Annotated in this window: 17 protein-coding genes and 1 riboswitch; of the genes, 8 read left to right on the top strand and 9 right to left on the bottom strand. The window is 56.8% G+C overall.

Translation table 11 applies throughout. From position 1 onward, the window contains the following. Positions 1 to 374: 374 nt before the first annotated feature. Positions 375 to 2393, top strand: coding sequence for an excinuclease ABC subunit UvrB (gene uvrB, locus B3B59_RS18100; protein ID WP_286809668.1), 2019 nt, complete (start codon positions 375 to 377; stop codon positions 2391 to 2393). A 51-nt stretch (positions 2394 to 2444) separates the two neighbouring features. Here the strand turns inward: uvrB and yvcK are convergent, their stop codons facing one another. Then, positions 2445 to 3353, bottom strand: coding sequence for a uridine diphosphate-N-acetylglucosamine-binding protein YvcK (yvcK, locus tag B3B59_RS18095; RefSeq protein WP_207293268.1), 909 nt, complete (start codon positions 3351 to 3353; stop codon positions 2445 to 2447). Between the two features lie 225 nt (positions 3354 to 3578). After that, a riboswitch (molybdenum cofactor riboswitch) is annotated at positions 3579 to 3715 on the top strand. Here yvcK and moaA point away from each other — a divergent pair. The 6 genes from moaA to B3B59_RS18065 all read left to right on the top strand — a co-directional run bounded on the left by moaA (position 3703) and on the right by B3B59_RS18065 (position 7169). After that, the gene (gene moaA, locus B3B59_RS18090; RefSeq protein ID WP_286809666.1) at positions 3703 to 4692 is read left to right on the top strand and encodes a GTP 3',8-cyclase MoaA; all 990 of its coding nucleotides are present in this window, start codon (positions 3703 to 3705) and stop codon (positions 4690 to 4692) included. Its footprint overlaps the riboswitch before it by 13 nt. A 19-nt stretch (positions 4693 to 4711) precedes the next feature. Next, a complete protein-coding gene (gene moaB, locus B3B59_RS18085) occupies positions 4712 to 5224 on the top strand; it encodes a molybdenum cofactor biosynthesis protein B (protein WP_040076483.1) in 513 nt (170 codons plus the stop codon). A 3-nt stretch (positions 5225 to 5227) separates the two neighbouring features. Beyond that, the gene (gene moaC / locus B3B59_RS18080; RefSeq protein WP_046886941.1) at positions 5228 to 5713 is read left to right on the top strand and encodes a cyclic pyranopterin monophosphate synthase MoaC; all 486 of its coding nucleotides are present in this window, start codon (positions 5228 to 5230) and stop codon (positions 5711 to 5713) included. Next, a complete protein-coding gene (gene moaD / locus B3B59_RS18075) occupies positions 5706 to 5951 on the top strand; it encodes a molybdopterin synthase sulfur carrier subunit (RefSeq protein WP_046886940.1) in 246 nt (81 codons plus the stop codon). Before moaC ends, moaD begins: the two co-directional genes overlap by 8 nt. A gap of 1 nt (position 5952) precedes the next feature. Next, positions 5953 to 6405 carry a molybdopterin synthase catalytic subunit MoaE gene (gene moaE, locus B3B59_RS18070; protein WP_207293272.1) on the top strand — a complete coding sequence of 151 codons (453 nt, stop codon included), beginning with the start codon at positions 5953 to 5955 and terminating at the stop codon, positions 6403 to 6405. Positions 6406 to 6461: 56 nt separating this feature from the next. Then, a complete protein-coding gene (locus B3B59_RS18065; protein WP_040076479.1) occupies positions 6462 to 7169 on the top strand; it encodes a Bax inhibitor-1/YccA family protein in 708 nt (235 codons plus the stop codon). Positions 7170 to 7204: 35 nt separating this feature from the next. Here B3B59_RS18065 and B3B59_RS18060 read toward each other — a convergent pair whose 3' ends face one another. The 3 genes from B3B59_RS18060 to B3B59_RS18050 are packed head-to-tail and all read right to left on the bottom strand — an operon-like array spanning position 7205 to position 10169. After that, complete coding sequence (locus tag B3B59_RS18060) at positions 7205 to 8170, bottom strand: lysylphosphatidylglycerol synthase domain-containing protein (protein ID WP_286809665.1); 966 nt, start codon at positions 8168 to 8170, stop codon at positions 7205 to 7207. Then, entirely contained in the window at positions 8170 to 9411 is a 1242-nt protein-coding gene (gene clsB, locus B3B59_RS18055) for a cardiolipin synthase ClsB (protein ID WP_046886937.1), read from the bottom strand. The genes B3B59_RS18060 and clsB overlap by 1 nt, the downstream gene beginning before the upstream one ends. After that, the gene (locus tag B3B59_RS18050; protein ID WP_046886936.1) at positions 9408 to 10169 is read right to left on the bottom strand and encodes an endonuclease/exonuclease/phosphatase family protein; all 762 of its coding nucleotides are present in this window, start codon (positions 10167 to 10169) and stop codon (positions 9408 to 9410) included. Before B3B59_RS18050 ends, clsB begins: the two co-directional genes overlap by 4 nt. 133 nt (positions 10170 to 10302) lie before the next feature. Here B3B59_RS18050 and B3B59_RS18045 point away from each other — a divergent pair, with 133 nt between their 5' ends. Then, complete coding sequence (locus B3B59_RS18045; protein WP_040076475.1) at positions 10303 to 10713, top strand: YbhQ family protein; 411 nt, start codon at positions 10303 to 10305, stop codon at positions 10711 to 10713. Here the strand turns inward: B3B59_RS18045 and B3B59_RS18040 are convergent. Genes B3B59_RS18040 through cecR form a run of 5 tightly spaced genes read right to left on the bottom strand, consistent with a single transcriptional unit; the run spans position 10675 to position 16315 of the window. Further along, positions 10675 to 11781, bottom strand: a complete 1107-nt coding sequence (locus B3B59_RS18040; RefSeq protein WP_046886935.1) for an ABC transporter permease — start codon at positions 11779 to 11781, stop codon at positions 10675 to 10677. The genes B3B59_RS18045 and B3B59_RS18040 overlap by 39 nt on opposite strands. A 9-nt stretch (positions 11782 to 11790) precedes the next feature. Further along, on the bottom strand, positions 11791 to 12924 hold the full coding sequence (locus B3B59_RS18035) for an ABC transporter permease (RefSeq protein WP_040076473.1): 1134 nt from the start codon (positions 12922 to 12924) through the stop codon (positions 11791 to 11793). Continuing rightward, complete coding sequence (locus B3B59_RS18030; RefSeq protein ID WP_286809663.1) at positions 12914 to 14653, bottom strand: ATP-binding cassette domain-containing protein; 1740 nt, start codon at positions 14651 to 14653, stop codon at positions 12914 to 12916. Before B3B59_RS18030 ends, B3B59_RS18035 begins: the two co-directional genes overlap by 11 nt. Then, the gene (gene hlyD, locus B3B59_RS18025; protein WP_040076471.1) at positions 14646 to 15641 is read right to left on the bottom strand and encodes a secretion protein HlyD; all 996 of its coding nucleotides are present in this window, start codon (positions 15639 to 15641) and stop codon (positions 14646 to 14648) included. Before hlyD ends, B3B59_RS18030 begins: the two co-directional genes overlap by 8 nt. Further along, entirely contained in the window at positions 15641 to 16315 is a 675-nt protein-coding gene (gene cecR / locus B3B59_RS18020; RefSeq protein WP_286809662.1) for a transcriptional regulator CecR, read from the bottom strand. The genes hlyD and cecR overlap by 1 nt, the downstream gene beginning before the upstream one ends. Positions 16316 to 16433 lie beyond the last annotated feature (118 nt).

Below are 16433 nucleotides of genomic sequence, written 5' to 3'. Positions count from 1 at the left end.
CGTGAGGTAAGCGAGAGAATACGCGGCCTGCGCCTGAATTGCTGCGAAACCCGTCTTTTCTTAATATTTTTTTATTATCAATAAGTTATATAAAAGCAATGTCTGTCAAGAAAGTGTCATGGTTAATGACAGAAGTACGTGGGCTCGTCTTGACAAATGTTAAAAAAGGAAAAGTTTTGGGGATAACCGAAAAAGTTCCCCATTCTGGCGGGTTGCAGGCGAAATTTCGCGCAGTAAACCGGTTAAAGAGTAGGCGGTAACAGAAATGGCAATTCACGTTACTGGTTTTTCATCCAGTATAATTTACTGGCAAAAAACCGTATCGCGAGTAAAATTACTCACCTGCCGTATAATTGATCATCAGGTCGTCGTTAATGAGTAAACCGTTCAAACTGAATTCCGCTTTCCGTCCTTCTGGCGATCAGCCAGAAGCGATTCGCCGTTTGAAAGAGGGGCTGGAGGATGGTCTCGCGCATCAGACGTTGCTGGGGGTAACCGGCTCGGGTAAAACCTTTACCGTTGCCAACGTCATTGCCGACCTGCAACGTCCGACCATGGTGCTGGCGCCAAATAAAACCCTGGCGGCGCAGCTGTACGGCGAGATGAAAGAGTTCTTTCCTGAAAACGCCGTTGAGTATTTCGTCTCTTACTACGACTACTATCAGCCTGAGGCCTATGTCCCGAGTTCGGACACCTTTATCGAGAAAGATGCCTCGGTAAACGAACATATTGAGCAGATGCGACTCTCTGCCACCAAAGCGCTGCTTGAGCGTCGCGATGTGGTGGTGGTGGCCTCGGTATCGGCGATTTACGGTCTGGGCGACCCGGATCTCTATCTGAAAATGATGCTGCACCTGACGGTGGGCATGATTATCGATCAGCGTGCCATTTTGCGCCGTCTGGCCGAGCTGCAGTACACCCGTAACGATCAGGCCTTCCAGCGCGGTACATTCCGCGTGCGCGGCGAGGTGATTGATATCTTTCCCGCCGAGTCCGACGATATCGCCCTGCGCGTAGAACTGTTTGATGAAGAGGTGGAGCGGCTGTCGCTGTTCGACCCGCTTACCGGCCATGTGGAGTCGGTGATTCAGCGTTACACCATCTATCCAAAGACCCACTACGTGACCCCACGCGAGCGTATCGTACAGGCGATGGAAGAGATTAAAGTCGAGCTGGGCGATCGCCGTAAGGTGCTGCTTGCCAACAATAAATTGCTGGAAGAGCAGCGCCTGAGCCAGCGCACCCAGTTTGATCTGGAGATGATGAACGAGCTGGGCTACTGCTCCGGCATCGAAAACTACTCCCGTTACCTCTCCGGGCGCGGGCCGGGCGAAGCACCGCCGACCCTGTTTGACTACCTGCCGGCGGATGGCCTGCTGGTGGTGGATGAATCCCACGTAACCATTCCGCAAATCGGCGGCATGTATCGTGGTGACCGGGCGCGTAAAGAGACGCTGGTGGAGTATGGCTTCCGCCTGCCTTCCGCGCTGGACAACCGCCCAATGAAATTTGAAGAGTTCGAGGCACTGGCACCGCAAACCATCTACGTTTCAGCGACGCCGGGCAACTATGAGCTCGAAAAGTCGGGCGGCGACGTAGTGGATCAGGTTGTGCGTCCGACCGGTCTGCTTGATCCAATCATCGAGGTGCGCCCGGTGGCGACGCAGGTCGACGATCTGCTCTCTGAGATCCGCTCCCGGGCGTCTATCAACGAGCGCGTGCTGGTGACGACCCTCACCAAGCGCATGGCGGAAGATCTGACCGAATACCTGGAAGAGCATGGCGAAAAGGTGCGTTATCTGCACTCGGATATCGATACCGTCGAGCGTATGGAAATTATCCGCGACCTGCGTCTGGGCGAGTTTGATGTGCTGGTGGGCATCAACTTACTGCGAGAAGGGCTGGACATGCCTGAGGTGTCGCTGGTCGCGATTCTTGACGCTGACAAAGAGGGCTTCCTGCGCTCTGAGCGTTCACTGATTCAGACCATTGGCCGTGCCGCGCGTAATGTAAACGGTAAGGCGATTCTCTACGGCGATAAGATCACCCCGTCGATGGCGAAAGCGATTGGTGAGACCGAGCGTCGTCGTGAGAAGCAGCAACAATACAACGAAGAGCACGGCATCACGCCACAGGGTCTGAACAAGAAAGTGGTGGATATTCTGGCGCTGGGTCAGAACATTGCCAAGACCAAAGCCAAAGGCCGCGGTAAAGCGCGCCCGGTCATAGTGGAAGACGATTCCGCGTTACTGACGCCAAAAGCGTTGCAGCAGAAAATACACGAACTGGAAGGGCAGATGATGCAGCATGCGCAGAACCTCGAGTTCGAAGAGGCGGCGCAGATCCGCGATCAGCTGCATCAGTTGCGAGAGTTGTTTATTGCGGCGTCGTGACTAACGTCGGTTCCCTCGCCCGAGAGGTGAGGGAACCGGTCAAAAGGTCATTCAGCCCAATGCCTGAATGGCGCTTTCCAGCGCGACACGCAGCAGATGTCGATCGTGACGATATTTGATATCGCTGGCCTCCAGCGGCTCCTGGATCACCACGCGTCCCTCCATTCCTGAAGTATCCACTTTGGGCCCCACGACCACCGCATCGATAATTTTCTTACCGACCCGCTCCTCCATCAGCTGCAATTTGTTCGCCAGCGTTAAGCTGGCCGCGGCCGGGCTGAGTTCACGCCCCAGGTTACCGATATAGACCACCGGTGCCGGTGTACGGCGTAGCGCCTGCGCCAGCTCGTTAATCAACAGCAGCGGCATCAGGCTGGTATAAAAGCTGCCGGGGCCAATCAGTATCAAATCTGCTTCGCCTATCGCTTCTACCGCTTCGCGGGTGGCAGGCACGCTGGGGTAGATCATCAGCTCTTTTGGCGCTACGGTGAGTTGATCAATATTCACTTCGCCATAGACTTCGTGGCCGTCGGCATCAATAGCCATCAGATCAACCGGCAATTCGGACATCGGAATCAAAAACGCATCCACTTTAAGCAGGTTGCGAATGAGATTGATCGCCTCCAGAGGCCTGACGCTGAGATGGTCCAGCGCCTTTAACATGAGATTTCCGAGGTTATGACCCGAAAGCTCGCCATTACCGCCAAAACGGTACTCAAACATGGCCGAGGCGACGCTGGGTTCGGTAATTAACTGGTTTAAGCAGTTACGCATATCGCCCCAGGCGATCCCCCCTTCAGAGCGGCGAATTCGGCCCGTTGAGCCCCCGTTATCAGTGGTTGTTACAATCCCTGTCAGGCGTGAGCCGAGAGATGACAGAGATGACATCACTCGTCCCAGGCCGTGCCCTCCACCGAGGGCCACCACGCGATCGAGGTCGGCAAAAGTGCGGTTGCGCATAAACATTCCTTCAAATTACGAACCCGCTAACAGTAACCTAACTACCCCTAAAAGACGATGCCCGTCCGGAGGCAAAATGACGTACATCAATGCAAAAACAGGGTATTTGCGTATTCTGTTGCGAAAATAGACGATAAGCTCGTTATATATAAAGTTATATAGCGAAAGCGCGGGATGGCGAAATCCCCTTTAACGCGCTACTATCGGCTTAACCACGTTTTCATTACTGAAAACATACACTCTAGCCTTAACGCCTGTGTCCACAATGATATGGCGTTCTGGCCGTGGCGGTTCCGCCACCAGGGTACAGAAAGAAATGACTGTGCCTCCCATATTTGGAAAGGTGTACATGGCTTCACAACTTACCGATGCTTTCGCGCGTAAGTTTTATTACTTACGTTTGTCGATTACCGATGTGTGCAACTTTCGTTGCACCTATTGCCTGCCCGAGGGTTACAAACCGGGTAGCGTAACCAATAACGGCTTTCTCTCAGTGGATGAAGTGCGCCGCGTGACGCGCGCCTTTGCTGCAATGGGCACCGAAAAGGTTCGCCTTACGGGAGGAGAGCCCTCACTGCGCCGTGATTTTGTCGATATTATTGCCGCTGTGCGTGAAAACGACGCCATTCGTCAGATTGCGGTCACAACCAACGGATACCGTCTTGCACGCGACGTCGCCCAGTGGCGCGATGCGGGCCTGACGGCAATTAACGTTAGCGTCGATAGCCTCGATGCCCGTCAGTTCCACGCCATCACCGGGCAGGACAAGTTTCAGCAGGTGATGGAGGGGATCGATGCCGCCTTTGAGGCGGGCTTCGACAAGGTTAAAGTCAACACCGTGCTCATGCGCGATGTGAATCATCATCAGCTCGACACCTTCCTGGCGTGGATCAAACCGCGTCGCATTCAGTTGCGTTTTATCGAGTTAATGGAGACCGGTGAAGGTAGCGAGCTGTTCCGCCGTCATCATATCTCTGGCATGGTGCTGCGCGATGCGCTACTCAAACGTGGCTGGATCCATCAGATTCGTCAGCGCAGCGACGGCCCGGCACAAGTCTTTTGCCATCCTGATTACGAAGGCGAAATTGGGCTGATCATGCCTTATGAGAAAGATTTCTGTGCCAGTTGTAACCGCCTGCGCGTTTCGTCGGTGGGTAAACTGCACCTCTGTCTGTTTGGCGATGGCGGCGTGGATCTGCGCGATTTGCTTGCCGAGGATGCACAACAGCAGGTGCTTGAAGCGCGTATCTCCGAGGCATTGACGCACAAAAAACAGACCCACTTCCTGCATCAGGGCAATACCGGAATCACCCAGAACCTCTCTTATATTGGCGGTTAAGCGCATAAGGAAGCAGAACATGAGCCAGGTTAACGCCGAATTTATCCCGACGCGGATAGCCATTCTTACCGTCTCTGAACGACGCGGCGAAGAGGATGACACCTCTGGTCACTGGCTGCGCGAGGCGGCGCATGATGCGGGCCATCAGATTGTCGATAAGGCCATTGTTAAAGAGAATCGCTACGCCATACGTGCGCAGGTCTCTCAGTGGATCGCCAGCGAAAATGTGCAGGTGGTACTGATCACCGGTGGCACCGGTTTTACGGCCGGGGATCAGGCACCGGAAGCGCTGCTCCCGCTCTTCGATCGCGAAGTCGAAGGTTTTGGCGAGGTGTTCCGTATGCTCTCCTTTGAAGAGATTGGCACCTCCACGCTTCAGTCGCGCGCAGTGGCTGGCATCGCCAATAACACCCTGATTTTTGCTATGCCGGGCTCCACGAAAGCCTGTCGTACCGCGTGGGAGAACATTATCGCTCCGCAGCTTGATGCCCGTACGCGCCCGTGCAATTTCCATCCTCATCTTAAGAAGTAAGCTATGTCGCAACTGACCCATATTAACGCCGCGGGTGAAGCCCATATGGTGGATGTCTCCGCCAAAGCGGAAACCGTACGCGAAGCGCGCGCAGAAGCCTTCGTCACCATGTTGCCAGAGACTCTGGCGATGATTATTGATGGCAGCCACCACAAAGGCGACGTCTTTGCCACGGCGCGTATCGCAGGCATTCAGGCCGCTAAACGTACCTGGGAGTTGATTCCGCTTTGTCATCCGCTGATGTTAAGCAAAGTCGAAGTGAATCTGCAGGCCCAGCCGGAACAGAGCCGGGTGCGTATTGAGTCGCTGTGCCGTCTGACGGGTAAAACCGGCGTTGAGATGGAAGCCCTCACCGCTGCCTCGGTTGCGGCGCTGACCATCTATGACATGTGCAAAGCGGTCCAGAAAGATATGGTAATTGGCCCGGTGCGCCTGTTAGCGAAGAGCGGCGGTAAATCGGGGGATTTCAGGGTGGAAAGCAATGATTAAAATTCTGTTTTTTGCGCAGGTGCGCGAGCTGGTCAATACCGACATCCTGACGCTGGATGCCACCTTCGACGATGTTGAAGCGCTGCGTGCGCACCTGGCGGGGCAGGGTGACCGTTGGGCGCTGGCGCTGGAGCCCGGCAAACTGCTGGCGGCGGTCAACCAGACCCTCGTTGAGTTTAACCATCCCGTCCGTGCCGGTGACGAAGTCGCCTTCTTCCCGCCGGTCACCGGAGGCTAACATGAGTGAAACCTGCATCCGCGTGCAGACCGCGCCCTTTAACGTGGGTGAAGAGTACCGCTGGCTGGCCGAGCGCGACGAAGACGGCGCGGTGGTGACCTTTACCGGTAAAGTGCGCAACCACAACCTGGGCGACAGCGTTAAAGCGCTCACGCTGGAACACTACCCGGGGATGACTGAGAAAGCGCTGACGGAAATCGTTGCCGGTGCGCGCGAACGCTGGGCATTAGGGCGCGTCACTGTCATCCATCGCATTGGTGAGATGTGGCCGGGCGAAGAGATTGTCTTTGTCGGCGTCACCAGCGTTCATCGCGGCAGCGCCTTCGACGCGGGCGAGTTTATTATGGATTATTTGAAAACGCGCGCCCCCTTCTGGAAACGCGAAGCCACGCCGGAAGGTGAGCGCTGGGTCGAGTCCCGCGATAGCGATAAAGCCGCAGCCCATCGCTGGTAGCCGGATTGCCGGGATGTGTTAGGCTTATGAGTATGTTTTCTTAACAGGAGTGAGTCATGGATCGATTTCCGCGTTCCGATTCGATAGTTCAGCAGACCCGCAGCGGGCTGCAGACCTATATGGCGCAGGTGTACGGCTGGATGACGGTTGGGCTGCTGCTGACCGCGTTTATCGCCTGGTATGCGGCGAATACGCCTGAGTTGATGATGTTTATCTTCTCAAGCAAAGTCACCTTCTTTGGGCTGATCATTGCGCAGCTGGGGCTGGTATTTGTGCTCTCAGGCCTGGTGCATAAGCTCAGCGCCGGAATGGCAACAACGCTATTTATGCTCTATTCGGCGCTGACGGGGCTCACGCTCTCCAGCATCTTCCTCGTCTATACCTACTCATCTATCGCCAGCACCTTTGTGGTGGCCGGTGGGATGTTTGGTGCCATGAGTCTGTATGGTTACACCACCAAACGTGACCTGAGCGGCTTCGGCAATATGCTGTTTATGGCGCTGATTGGTATCGTGTTGGCTTCGCTGGTGAACTTCTGGCTGAAGAGCGAGGCGTTGATGTGGGCGGTGACCTATATCGGGGTGATTGTCTTTGTCGGGCTGACGGCTTACGACACTCAGAAGCTGAAAAACATCGGCGAGCAGATGGATGTGCGTGACAGTAGCAACCTGCGTAAATACGCCATTCTGGGGGCGTTGACCCTCTATCTGGACTTCATCAACCTGTTCCTGATGCTGCTGCGTATTTTCGGCAACCGCCGTTAACGCTCAGGCCCGGCGAACCCTTCGCCGGGCCATTATCACTGCTTCTGCATCGCCTCTTCGTTTTTCGCCCGTAGCTTCTTCGCCCGACCTTCCAGAATCAGATACCCCACCGTCGCCAGCGCCAGCGGCAGGAAGTAATAGAGCACGCGGTACGCCAGCAGGGCGGCAATTATCTTGCCGTGCGAAACATGTTCCCCGGCCAGCAGGGCAATAAATACGGCCTCGAGCACCCCGATCCCGGCAGGAATATGGACGATGACCCCGGCGATGCTGCTCACCAGCAGAACCCCAAGCACGAAGAAGTAATTCACATCTTCGCCGATCAGCATCCAGATGATGACTCCCATCGCCATCCAGTTTGCCGCCGAGATGGCCATCTGCGCCAGCGCAAACTTCCACGACGGCAGTACCAGCTTCTGGCCCTTAATAGTCATATGACGGCGTTTAGCAAAGGCGCAGGCCCAGAGATAGAACGCAATCATCGCCAGCAGCACAATGCCAATAATCCGCAGCGTACCCTGGTCGATATACCAGTGGTCGGGCAGTTGCACCACGCCTGCGGTAAAGATCACCCCGCCCAGCAGGATATAGCCCAGCCAGTTGGTGGTGATACTCAGCGAAAAGATGCGGGTGATGGTGCTGCCGGGCAGGCCGAGACGGGAATAGAGGCGATAGCGCATACCGATGCCGCCCACCCAGGTGCTCAGGGTCAGGTTAAAGGCATAGCAGATAAACGACACCAGCATCACCTGCCGCTTTGCCAGTTTGTGACCACAATAGGCCCGCCCCAGTAAGTCATAGCAGCCATAAATCAGGTAGCTCACTATCACAAGACCGAAAGCGCTCGCCAGGATCCACGGGTTATAGTCGCGGATAACTTTGCCCACGTCCTCCCAGTCCACTTTCTGAGCGTAAATCACCAGTAGCACCGCTACGGCGATGAAAAAGAGCCCGGTGAGAATTTTTTTGGCCAACCGCCAGCGGGAATGTTTTTTACTCATCAGGGTTTCGCCCCCGTATTTTCAGCTTCGACACGATCCTGCGTCTCCATCTCGGGTTGCACTGGCGGGTCAACCTGCGCCAGCTTGGGCGTATGGGCGGGCAGCCAGCCAACCAGCGCCGGGAAATGACGCAGGAAGTGGAACACCACTACGCTTTTAGTCAGGTTCCACCAGGTGCGTTTCGGCACCATCGACTCATCCACGCGCACGCAATCCTTTTCAATAATGGTGTTCAGGTTTTCACGCAACGTATGGTTAAACTCGCGATCGTGAATAATCAGGTTAGCCTCGAGATTCAGGGAGAGGCTAAGGGGGTCGAGATTACTGGAGCCCACGGTCGCCCAGTGATCGTCCATCACCGCCACTTTGCCATGCAGCGGACGGCGGCGATATTCGTAGATCTGTACGCCGCCTTTCACCAGATAGTGATACAGCAGACGCGCGCCTACGGTGACAATCGGCATATCAGGCTCGCCCTGAACGATAAGCTTCACCCGAACCCCACGCCGTGCTGCGTTACGCATAGCGTGCAGCAGCCGATAGCCCGGGAAGAAATAGGCATTGGCAATGATCACTTCCCGACGGGCGTTAGCCAGCATCTTCAGATAGTGGCGCTCAATATCATCCCGGTGCTCTTCGTTGTCACGCCAGACGAACAGCGCCTGAGCCTCACCGGGTTTAGTGTTTTCTTCCGGGCGGTGGCGGCGCTTCCACCACCGGCGGGCGGCGGCGTTGCCGGGCAGGTTCTCCAGCTCAAACTGTAGGATGTCTTGCACCACCGGGCCTTCCACCTCTATCGCGTAATCCTGCTTGGCTTCCGGGCCGTAGTCCGACATATGTTCATCGGAGTAGTTAATGCCGCCGACAAAGGCGATGCGGTCATCAATGACCACAATTTTGCGGTGCATACGGCGAAAGACGTTGGTACGCATGCCCAGCAGGGGAGGGCGTGGATCGTAATATCGGAACACCACGCCGGCCGCGGTCAGCTCACCGACAAAATCATCGCTTAAATCGGGTGAGCCGTAGCCGTCCAGCAGGACTTCAATCTGTACACCGCGCTGAGCCGCACCGAGCACTGCCGCATGCAGCTGGCGGCCTACGCCATCTTCAAACCAGATAAAGGTTTCGAGAATAACTCTGCGTTCCGCTTTGCCAATGGCGGCAAAAACGGCGGGATAAAAGTTATCTCCGTTTTCCAGAAGCCGTATCCGGTTACCCTCTTGCCATGAGCATTTCATAAATGGATCTCCGCACTCAAAGGGGCATGGTCGGACAGGTGACGCCAGTTTCTCAGCGCCAGCGCGGTAGGGGCGCTGGCATGGGCATTTTTCACATAAATACGGTCGAGACGCAGCAGCGGAAAGCTAACGGGAAAAGTGCGTGCCGGTCGACCGTGGGCGCGGGTAAAAATCTCATCTAATCCCGCCCGGGCTTTCAACGGATGGTTAGCCCGCTGGCGCCAGTCATTAAAATCCCCGGCCACCACCACCGGATCGCCCTCCGGCAGGCCATTGACCCAGGTGGACATCATATCCAGCTGCGCCCGGCGGTGCGCCTCTCGTAGCCCCAGATGGACAGAGGCCACGTGCAGGGGGGCGTCGAATTCCGGCAGGGCGATACGGCAATAGAGCAGCCCGCGCTTTTCGCTCTCGCCCACCGAAACGTCATGGTTTTCGTAATGTTCAATAGGATAGCGTGAAAGCACCGCATTGCCATGGTGCCCTTCGGGGTAGACCGCGTTGCGCCCGTAGGCATAGTCGCTCCACATGGTATCGGCAAGAAACTCATAGTGGCTGGTATCGGGCCAGTTCTCCACGTGCAGCGGATGCACTTCGTGCGCCCCCATCACCTCCTGCAGGCAGACGATATCCGCGCTGACGGTGCGAACCGCGTCGCGTAGCTCCGGCAAAATAAAGCGGCGGTTAAATGCCGTAAAGCCTTTATGGATGTTGATCGTCAACACTTTTAGCGAAAAATGGCGGCTTTGTTGGCTCATAAGCTCCCTCCGGCGTTACTATCCTGATGAAAATAAAGTGTAGTCGTCGTCACAAAAAGATGCTGGGTTACGGAATTTTCCGTAAAGTGCGGTAGTCTGAAGAAGCAGAGAAAAATCCTCCAGGAGAGAAGCCATGAAGTGGCAACAACGCATTCGCGTCGCAACCGGCCTGAGTTGCTGGCAGATTATGTTGCATTTAGCGGTTGTCGCTGTGCTGGTGCTGGCGTGGACCAGCGGAGCGCTGGTGCGCGTTGGGTTAGGTTTATGCGTGCTGTACGGGGTGACCGTCCTGCTGATGCTCTTTTTACAGCGTCACCATGAGCAACGCTGGCGTGAAGTGGCAGATGTGCTTGAAGAGCTGACCACCACCTGGTACTTCGGCGCAGCCATGATTGTGCTGTGGCTGCTGTCACGCGTGCTGCAGAACAATATATTACTGGCTCTGGCAGGCCTGGCCATCCTCGCCGGGCCGGCAGTGGTGTCACTGCTGACCCGGGAGAAAAAGCTACGCGATATTGCGTCTAAACATCGCGTAGGCCACTGAGCCCGTCGTGGCCGCTATCACCAGTAGCGGCCACAAACTTCCCCAGACAATATCCAGACTCGCGTCCTTCAGGTAGATCTGCTTGGTAATATCGGTAAAGTGACGAATAGGGTTTACCCACGTCAGATTCTGTAGCCATACCGGCATGTTCTCGACCGGCGAAACATACCCCGACAGCAAAATGGCGGGCATCATAAAGACAAACACCCCGATAAAGGCCTGCTGCTGCGTAGAGCAAAGCGCCGAGATCAACAGCCCAAATCCCACCAGCGACAGACCATAGATCACCATTGTGAAGTAAAACAGCGCCAGCGACCCCGCGAAGGGGATGTGATAGGCCCAGATACCGATCCCCAGCACGATGGTCGCCTGGAACGTCGCGACAATCAGCGCCGGTACCGCTTTACCCACAAAGATTTGCCAGGTCGCCAGCGGCGAGACCAGCAGTTGGTCGAGCGTGCCCTGTTCCCGTTCACGGGCCACGGAGAGCGACGTGACGATCATCACCCCAATGGTGGTGATCATGGCGATAAGCGACGGCACCACAAACCACTTGTAGTCGAGGTTAGGGTTATACCAGTTGCGCACCACCAGCTCGCTGTTGTTCGGTTTGGGTTTGTCCGCCATCAGCTCTTGCTGATACTCCTTCACCACCTGCTGCAGATAGTTCGCGGCAATCTGGGCACTGTTGGAGTTCCGCCCATCCAGAATTAATTGCATAGGGGCGGTTTGCAGCCTGTCCAGGTTGCGCGAAAAATCGGCCGGGAAGCGCACCAGCAACAGCGCCTTTTGGGTATCGATGGTAGGCTGGATCTCCTGCGGGCTTTTCAGTAGCAGCACGTGAGTAAAGGCTTTAGCGCGGGCGAAGCGCTGGGTCAGCTCTACCGAATGTTTACCATTGTCTTCGTTATAGATAGCAATAGTGGCGTTGGTCACCTCCAGGGTAGCGGCGAAGGGGAATAACAGCACCTGTATGAGCACCGGTAGCACCAGAATGGCGCGGGTCTGCGGCTCACGCAGCAGCGACTGCAACTCTTTACGAATTAACGTCCATAAACGATGAAACATGGCTGCTCCTTAATCCAGTCGCCGTTTCGTTTTCATCCAGGTGAGGCCGATAAACATCACCGCCGAGGCGATCAAAAACAGCAGATTGACCACCAGCACCGCCGGAATGTTACCTGCCAGAAACAGGCTCTGTAGCGTACTCACGAAATAGCGCGCCGGAATGATATAGGTCACGGCGCGGATCACCGCCGGCATACTGTCGATCTGGAAAATAAACCCGGACAACATAATCGAGGGTAAAAAAGCGGCATTCAGCGCCACCTGGGCAGCGTTAAACTGGTTTCGGGTGATGGTGGAGATGAGAAGCCCCATTCCCAGCGTGCTCAACAAGAAAAGCGAGGTGATAAAAAAGAGCACAATCAGCGAGCCGCGATAAGGCACCCCCAGAATAAAGACCGACACCAGCATGCAGAGCAGCATCGCCAGCATGCCGAGGAAATAGTAGGGGATAAGCTTGCACAGCAGCAGCTCCGTACGCGTGACCTCCGTAGAGAGTAGCGCCTCCATGGTGCCGCGCTCCCACTCCCGGGCGATAACCAGCGACGTGAGAATGGCGCCGATCACCGTCATGATGATGGTCACCGCGCCGGGAATGATAAAGTGCTGGCTGATGGCGGCCGGGTTAAACCAGTAGCGGGTCTGCACATCGATAAGCGGCTCAAAGGTCTCGCCCCGGTCTTCGGCACGCTGCATCTGCCAGAGCTGCCAAATCCCCTCCGCATACCCCTGCACAAAGTTGGCGGTGTTGGGCTCGCTGCCGTCGGTGATCACCTGGATCGGCGCACTGTCGCCCGGCGTGGCCATTCGGGCGGCGAAATCCACCGGGATCACAATCAGGCCGCGAATACGCCCGGCCTGCATCATCTGGATCAACTGCTGGCGGTTATCGCTGACGGTGGCGTCGATATAGGGTGAGCCGGTCATGGTATGGGTGAAGTCGAGCGCCTCTTCGCTCTGCTGCTCCAGTAAAATGCCCACCCGCAGCTTGCTGGAGTCGAGGTTAATGCCATAGCCGAAGATAAAGAGCAGCAGCAGTGGGATCACCACCGCAATCAGCCAGCTGCTGGGGTCGCGCACGATCTGCCGCGTCTCTTTGATACAGAGTGCGCGCACCCGGCGCCAGGAGAGGGCGTTATGCGCCATGGCCTTGCTCCTTATCCCAGTCGTTAATCAGCGTGATGAAAGCCTGCTCCATCGTCGGGTCAGGCAGCGCCTCATCGGCGGCCTGCGCTTTAAGATCGTCCGGCGTACCGTGGGCAATCAGCTTGCCGCGATAGACCAGCCCAATGCGATCGCAATACTCCGCTTCGTCCATAAAGTGGGTGGTCACCATCACCGTCACCCCTTTTTCCACCATGCTATTGATATGCAGCCAAAACTCACGGCGGGTGAGGGGATCCACCCCGGAGGTGGGCTCATCCAGAAACAGAATGTCAGGCTCGTGCATCAGGGAGCAGGCCAGTGCCAGACGCTGCTTAAAGCCAAGGGGGAGCGCATCGGTGGCGTGGCTGGCGATGCTTTTCAGCCCGAAGGCTTCGCTCATGCGCGCAATCTTGTCGTTCTGTGCCCGCCCCCGCAGGCCATAGACCCCGGAGAAGAAACGCAGGTTCTGCTCTACTGTCAGGTTGCCGTACAGCGAGAATTTCTGCGCCATATAGCCCAGATGCTGACGGGCCTTGCCCGAGCTGACCTTGAGATCCATATCCAGCACCAGCGCCTTGCCGGACGTCGGCACCAGCAGGCCACACATCATCTTGAAGGTGGTGGATTTCCCAGCGCCGTTCGGCCCCAGCAGGCCAAAAATCTCTCCGCGCTTCACGGCAAAGTTAACGTCATCCGTGGCGGCGAAATCGCCAAATTTTTTGGTCAGTGATTTGGCTTCAATCACCGTCTCGCCGGGCGTGCCTTCAACCGTATGCAGAATGGCCCCAAGCGGGGACTCCTCAGTCCCCGCGCCACCCAGCAGATCGATAAACGCATCTTCAAAGCGGGGGGCGGTCTCATTCATCTCAATGTCCGGCATCCCCAGGGCGCGACGAATATCCTCCGCGCTGGCCTCTTTTTTCAGGATCAAGCGTACCGATTTCCCCTGAATCATGCCGTCGCTCACCTGGGGTAGCGTCAGGACCCGCTGCAACAGACGGCGGTTGTTTTCGTCGGGGCTGTGCAGCAGGAAGCTGCGACCGTTCATGCCGGCGGTGAGGGCAGTAGGATCGCCCTGGTAGAGCAGCTTGCCTTCGTTCATCAACAGGACATCCCGGCACTGTTCGGCCTCGTCCAGATAGGAGGTACTCCAGAGGATCAGCATGCCGTCGCCAGCCAGCTCATGCACCATCTGCCAGAGTTCACGCCGGGAGATCGGATCGACGCCCACGCCAGGCTCATCCAGTAGCAGAACCTTCGGCTCGCCTACCAGGGTGCAGGCCAGCCCCAGTTTCTGCTTCATCCCGCCGGAGAGCTTGCCCGCCAGCCGCCCGGTAAAAGGCCCCAGCGCGGTAAACTCCAGCAGCCGCTGGAAGGTTTTTTGCCGGGTTTCGCCGGTGACGCTGCGCAGGTCGGCATAGAGGGTCAGGTTTTCCATCACGGTCAGATCTTCATACAGCCCGAATTTTTGCGGCATATAGCCCAGTAAGGCGTGCAGGGCGCGATCGTCTTCGATGGGATCTAACCCCAGTACCCGCGCCTGCCCGTCGTCGGGCTTGAGCAGCCCGGCGAGCATACGCATCAGGGTTGTCTTTCCGGCACCGTCCGGGCCGACAAGCCCGGTCACGTAGCCCTTTTGCAGGGTACAGTTCAGGGGCGCCACGGCCGGGCGGTCCATTCCGGGAAACGTCTTCAGCAGTCCTGTGAGTTCAATAACCGCATCATTCATGACCATCCCCATCGTTGAGCGTAACGGTCACCGGCATCCCCTGGCGCAGGGCGTCGTCGGCATCGGTCACGATAATGCGCAGGCGATACACCAGGTCAGTACGCAGATCCGGCGTTTCGACGGTTTTTGGCGTAAATTCAGCGGTGGGCGAGACGAAGCCCACTTTACCGTGATAAGGCTTATCCGGGCGGCCATCCGTGTAGAGCAGCAGCTCGCGCCCCGGCTGCATCTGACCCAGGTTGGGTTCATCAATATAAGCACGCACCCATACCGGACGGGTCAGGGAGAGGGTCAACACCGTGCTGCCGGCGTTAAGCATGCTGCCCGGCTCGACGGCGCGGGTCATCAGCGTGCCGTTTGCGGGGGCGGTAAGGGTGGTATCACGCAGATCCAGTTCGGCCTGCGCCAGCTGGGCCTGAGCCTGTTCAAGGCTGGCTTTTGCCTGGGCGATATCCTGCGGGCGGTTACCGGTGCGATATTGACTTAACTTATCCTGCGCCGATTTCAGCGTGGCCTGGGCCTGGTCGCGGGAGGAGCGGGCATTTTCCAGATCGTTAGCGGAAATTGTCCGGCTGCCCCACAGCCCTTGCTGGCGTTGATAGAACTTCTGCGCATAGTCATAAGCCGCCTGCGCCTGTTTCACCGCTGCGGCGGCCTGCGCCACCTCTTCTTCGCGATAGCCCGCCTGCATCAGGTCATATTGCGCCTGCGCAACGGAGACGCCCGCTTTGGCCTGCAGCAGCGCATTTTCAAACGGCGCTTTATCCAGTTGCCCCAGCGTCTGCCCGGCGGTGATGGCATCGCCTTCATCTACCGTTAACGACGCCAGCCGCCCCCCCACGCGGAAACTCATATTAACGGTACGAATATCCACATTACCGTACAGGGTCAGCCCTTTATCCTGCTGGCCCTGATACCAGAGCCAGCCTCCCGTCACGATGGCAACCAGCGCCAGCGCGGCCAGGATAACAACCACGGGTTTTTTCATCACTCCGGACTCCTTTGCGTTAATCCCTCTAAAACGAGATCGATATGGCAGCTCACGACCTGAAAAATTTGCTCTGCCCGCTCTTCATCAAAATGACTCCAGCCCGCGCGCAGCAGGATGGTCTCGCGCCCGAGGCGAAAGGCGAGGATCTCGCCCAGCAGCGCATGGGTGTGCAAAATGGTTTGGGTATCCTCCGCTGCGCGCCCGGTATAGGCGGCAATCAGCCGGGTCAAATGACCGTGCATCGGGGCGATAACCTGGTCATGCACGTGCTGATACGCCGTGGTGGGGGAGAGCTGCTCGCGGGAAATAAATTTACTGAGGTTCAGCGTGTCGTCGTGGGTCAGCAGCTGGATCATGTTCCTGGCCGCTTGCAGGAGCAGGGCGCGCACCGCGCTTTTATCCGGCACGGGTTGCGCAAGCAGGGTTGTTGCGGCCTCCACATGTGGGCGGAATTGGGTGCCAATAAAATCGGCGATCCACTGGGCGCAGGCGAGGTACAGATCCTCTTTTGAGCCAAAATAGTAGGTGATGGCGGCGATGTTCTGCCCCGCCTGTGCGGCGATATCGCGAGTGGTAGCATGCAGGCCATACTCGCCAAACTGGGAGAGTGCAGCGGCAATCAGCTGGCTGCGGGCTTGTTCGCCTTTACTGGTGGTGGGGATTGTATTCATCGTCGCGCCAAAAAATTAATCAATCGATTGATTAACTTTATGGTTAAATTTTCGCCTTGTCCAGCCGACCGGAGATTTATTTTGTCATGCCCGCCGTCAGGGATATTTTATGCGCCAA

Source organism: Leclercia sp. UBA2479 (genome assembly GCF_002341985.1).
Lineage (GTDB): Bacteria > Pseudomonadota > Gammaproteobacteria > Enterobacterales > Enterobacteriaceae > Enterobacter > Enterobacter pneumoniae.
Note: the sequence above shows the minus strand (reverse complement) of the source record. Positions and strands in the feature narration are given on the sequence as shown.

Coding starts and splice junctions, on each gene's coding strand:
- uvrB (WP_286809668.1), top strand. CDS start 375: ATGAGTAAACCGTTCAAACTGAATTCCGCTTTCCGTCCTTCTGGCGAT.
- yvcK (WP_207293268.1), bottom strand. CDS start 3,353: ATGCGCAACCGCACTTTTGCCGACCTCGATCGCGTGGTGGCCCTCGGT.
- moaA (WP_286809666.1), top strand. CDS start 3,703: ATGGCTTCACAACTTACCGATGCTTTCGCGCGTAAGTTTTATTACTTA.
- moaB (WP_040076483.1), top strand. CDS start 4,712: ATGAGCCAGGTTAACGCCGAATTTATCCCGACGCGGATAGCCATTCTT.
- moaC (WP_046886941.1), top strand. CDS start 5,228: ATGTCGCAACTGACCCATATTAACGCCGCGGGTGAAGCCCATATGGTG.
- moaD (WP_046886940.1), top strand. CDS start 5,706: ATGATTAAAATTCTGTTTTTTGCGCAGGTGCGCGAGCTGGTCAATACC.
- moaE (WP_207293272.1), top strand. CDS start 5,953: ATGAGTGAAACCTGCATCCGCGTGCAGACCGCGCCCTTTAACGTGGGT.
- B3B59_RS18065 (WP_040076479.1), top strand. CDS start 6,462: ATGGATCGATTTCCGCGTTCCGATTCGATAGTTCAGCAGACCCGCAGC.
- B3B59_RS18060 (WP_286809665.1), bottom strand. CDS start 8,170: ATGAGTAAAAAACATTCCCGCTGGCGGTTGGCCAAAAAAATTCTCACC.
- clsB (WP_046886937.1), bottom strand. CDS start 9,411: ATGAAATGCTCATGGCAAGAGGGTAACCGGATACGGCTTCTGGAAAAC.
- B3B59_RS18050 (WP_046886936.1), bottom strand. CDS start 10,169: ATGAGCCAACAAAGCCGCCATTTTTCGCTAAAAGTGTTGACGATCAAC.
- B3B59_RS18045 (WP_040076475.1), top strand. CDS start 10,303: ATGAAGTGGCAACAACGCATTCGCGTCGCAACCGGCCTGAGTTGCTGG.
- B3B59_RS18040 (WP_046886935.1), bottom strand. CDS start 11,781: ATGTTTCATCGTTTATGGACGTTAATTCGTAAAGAGTTGCAGTCGCTG.
- B3B59_RS18035 (WP_040076473.1), bottom strand. CDS start 12,924: ATGGCGCATAACGCCCTCTCCTGGCGCCGGGTGCGCGCACTCTGTATC.
- B3B59_RS18030 (WP_286809663.1), bottom strand. CDS start 14,653: ATGAATGATGCGGTTATTGAACTCACAGGACTGCTGAAGACGTTTCCC.
- hlyD (WP_040076471.1), bottom strand. CDS start 15,641: ATGAAAAAACCCGTGGTTGTTATCCTGGCCGCGCTGGCGCTGGTTGCC.
- cecR (WP_286809662.1), bottom strand. CDS start 16,315: ATGAATACAATCCCCACCACCAGTAAAGGCGAACAAGCCCGCAGCCAG.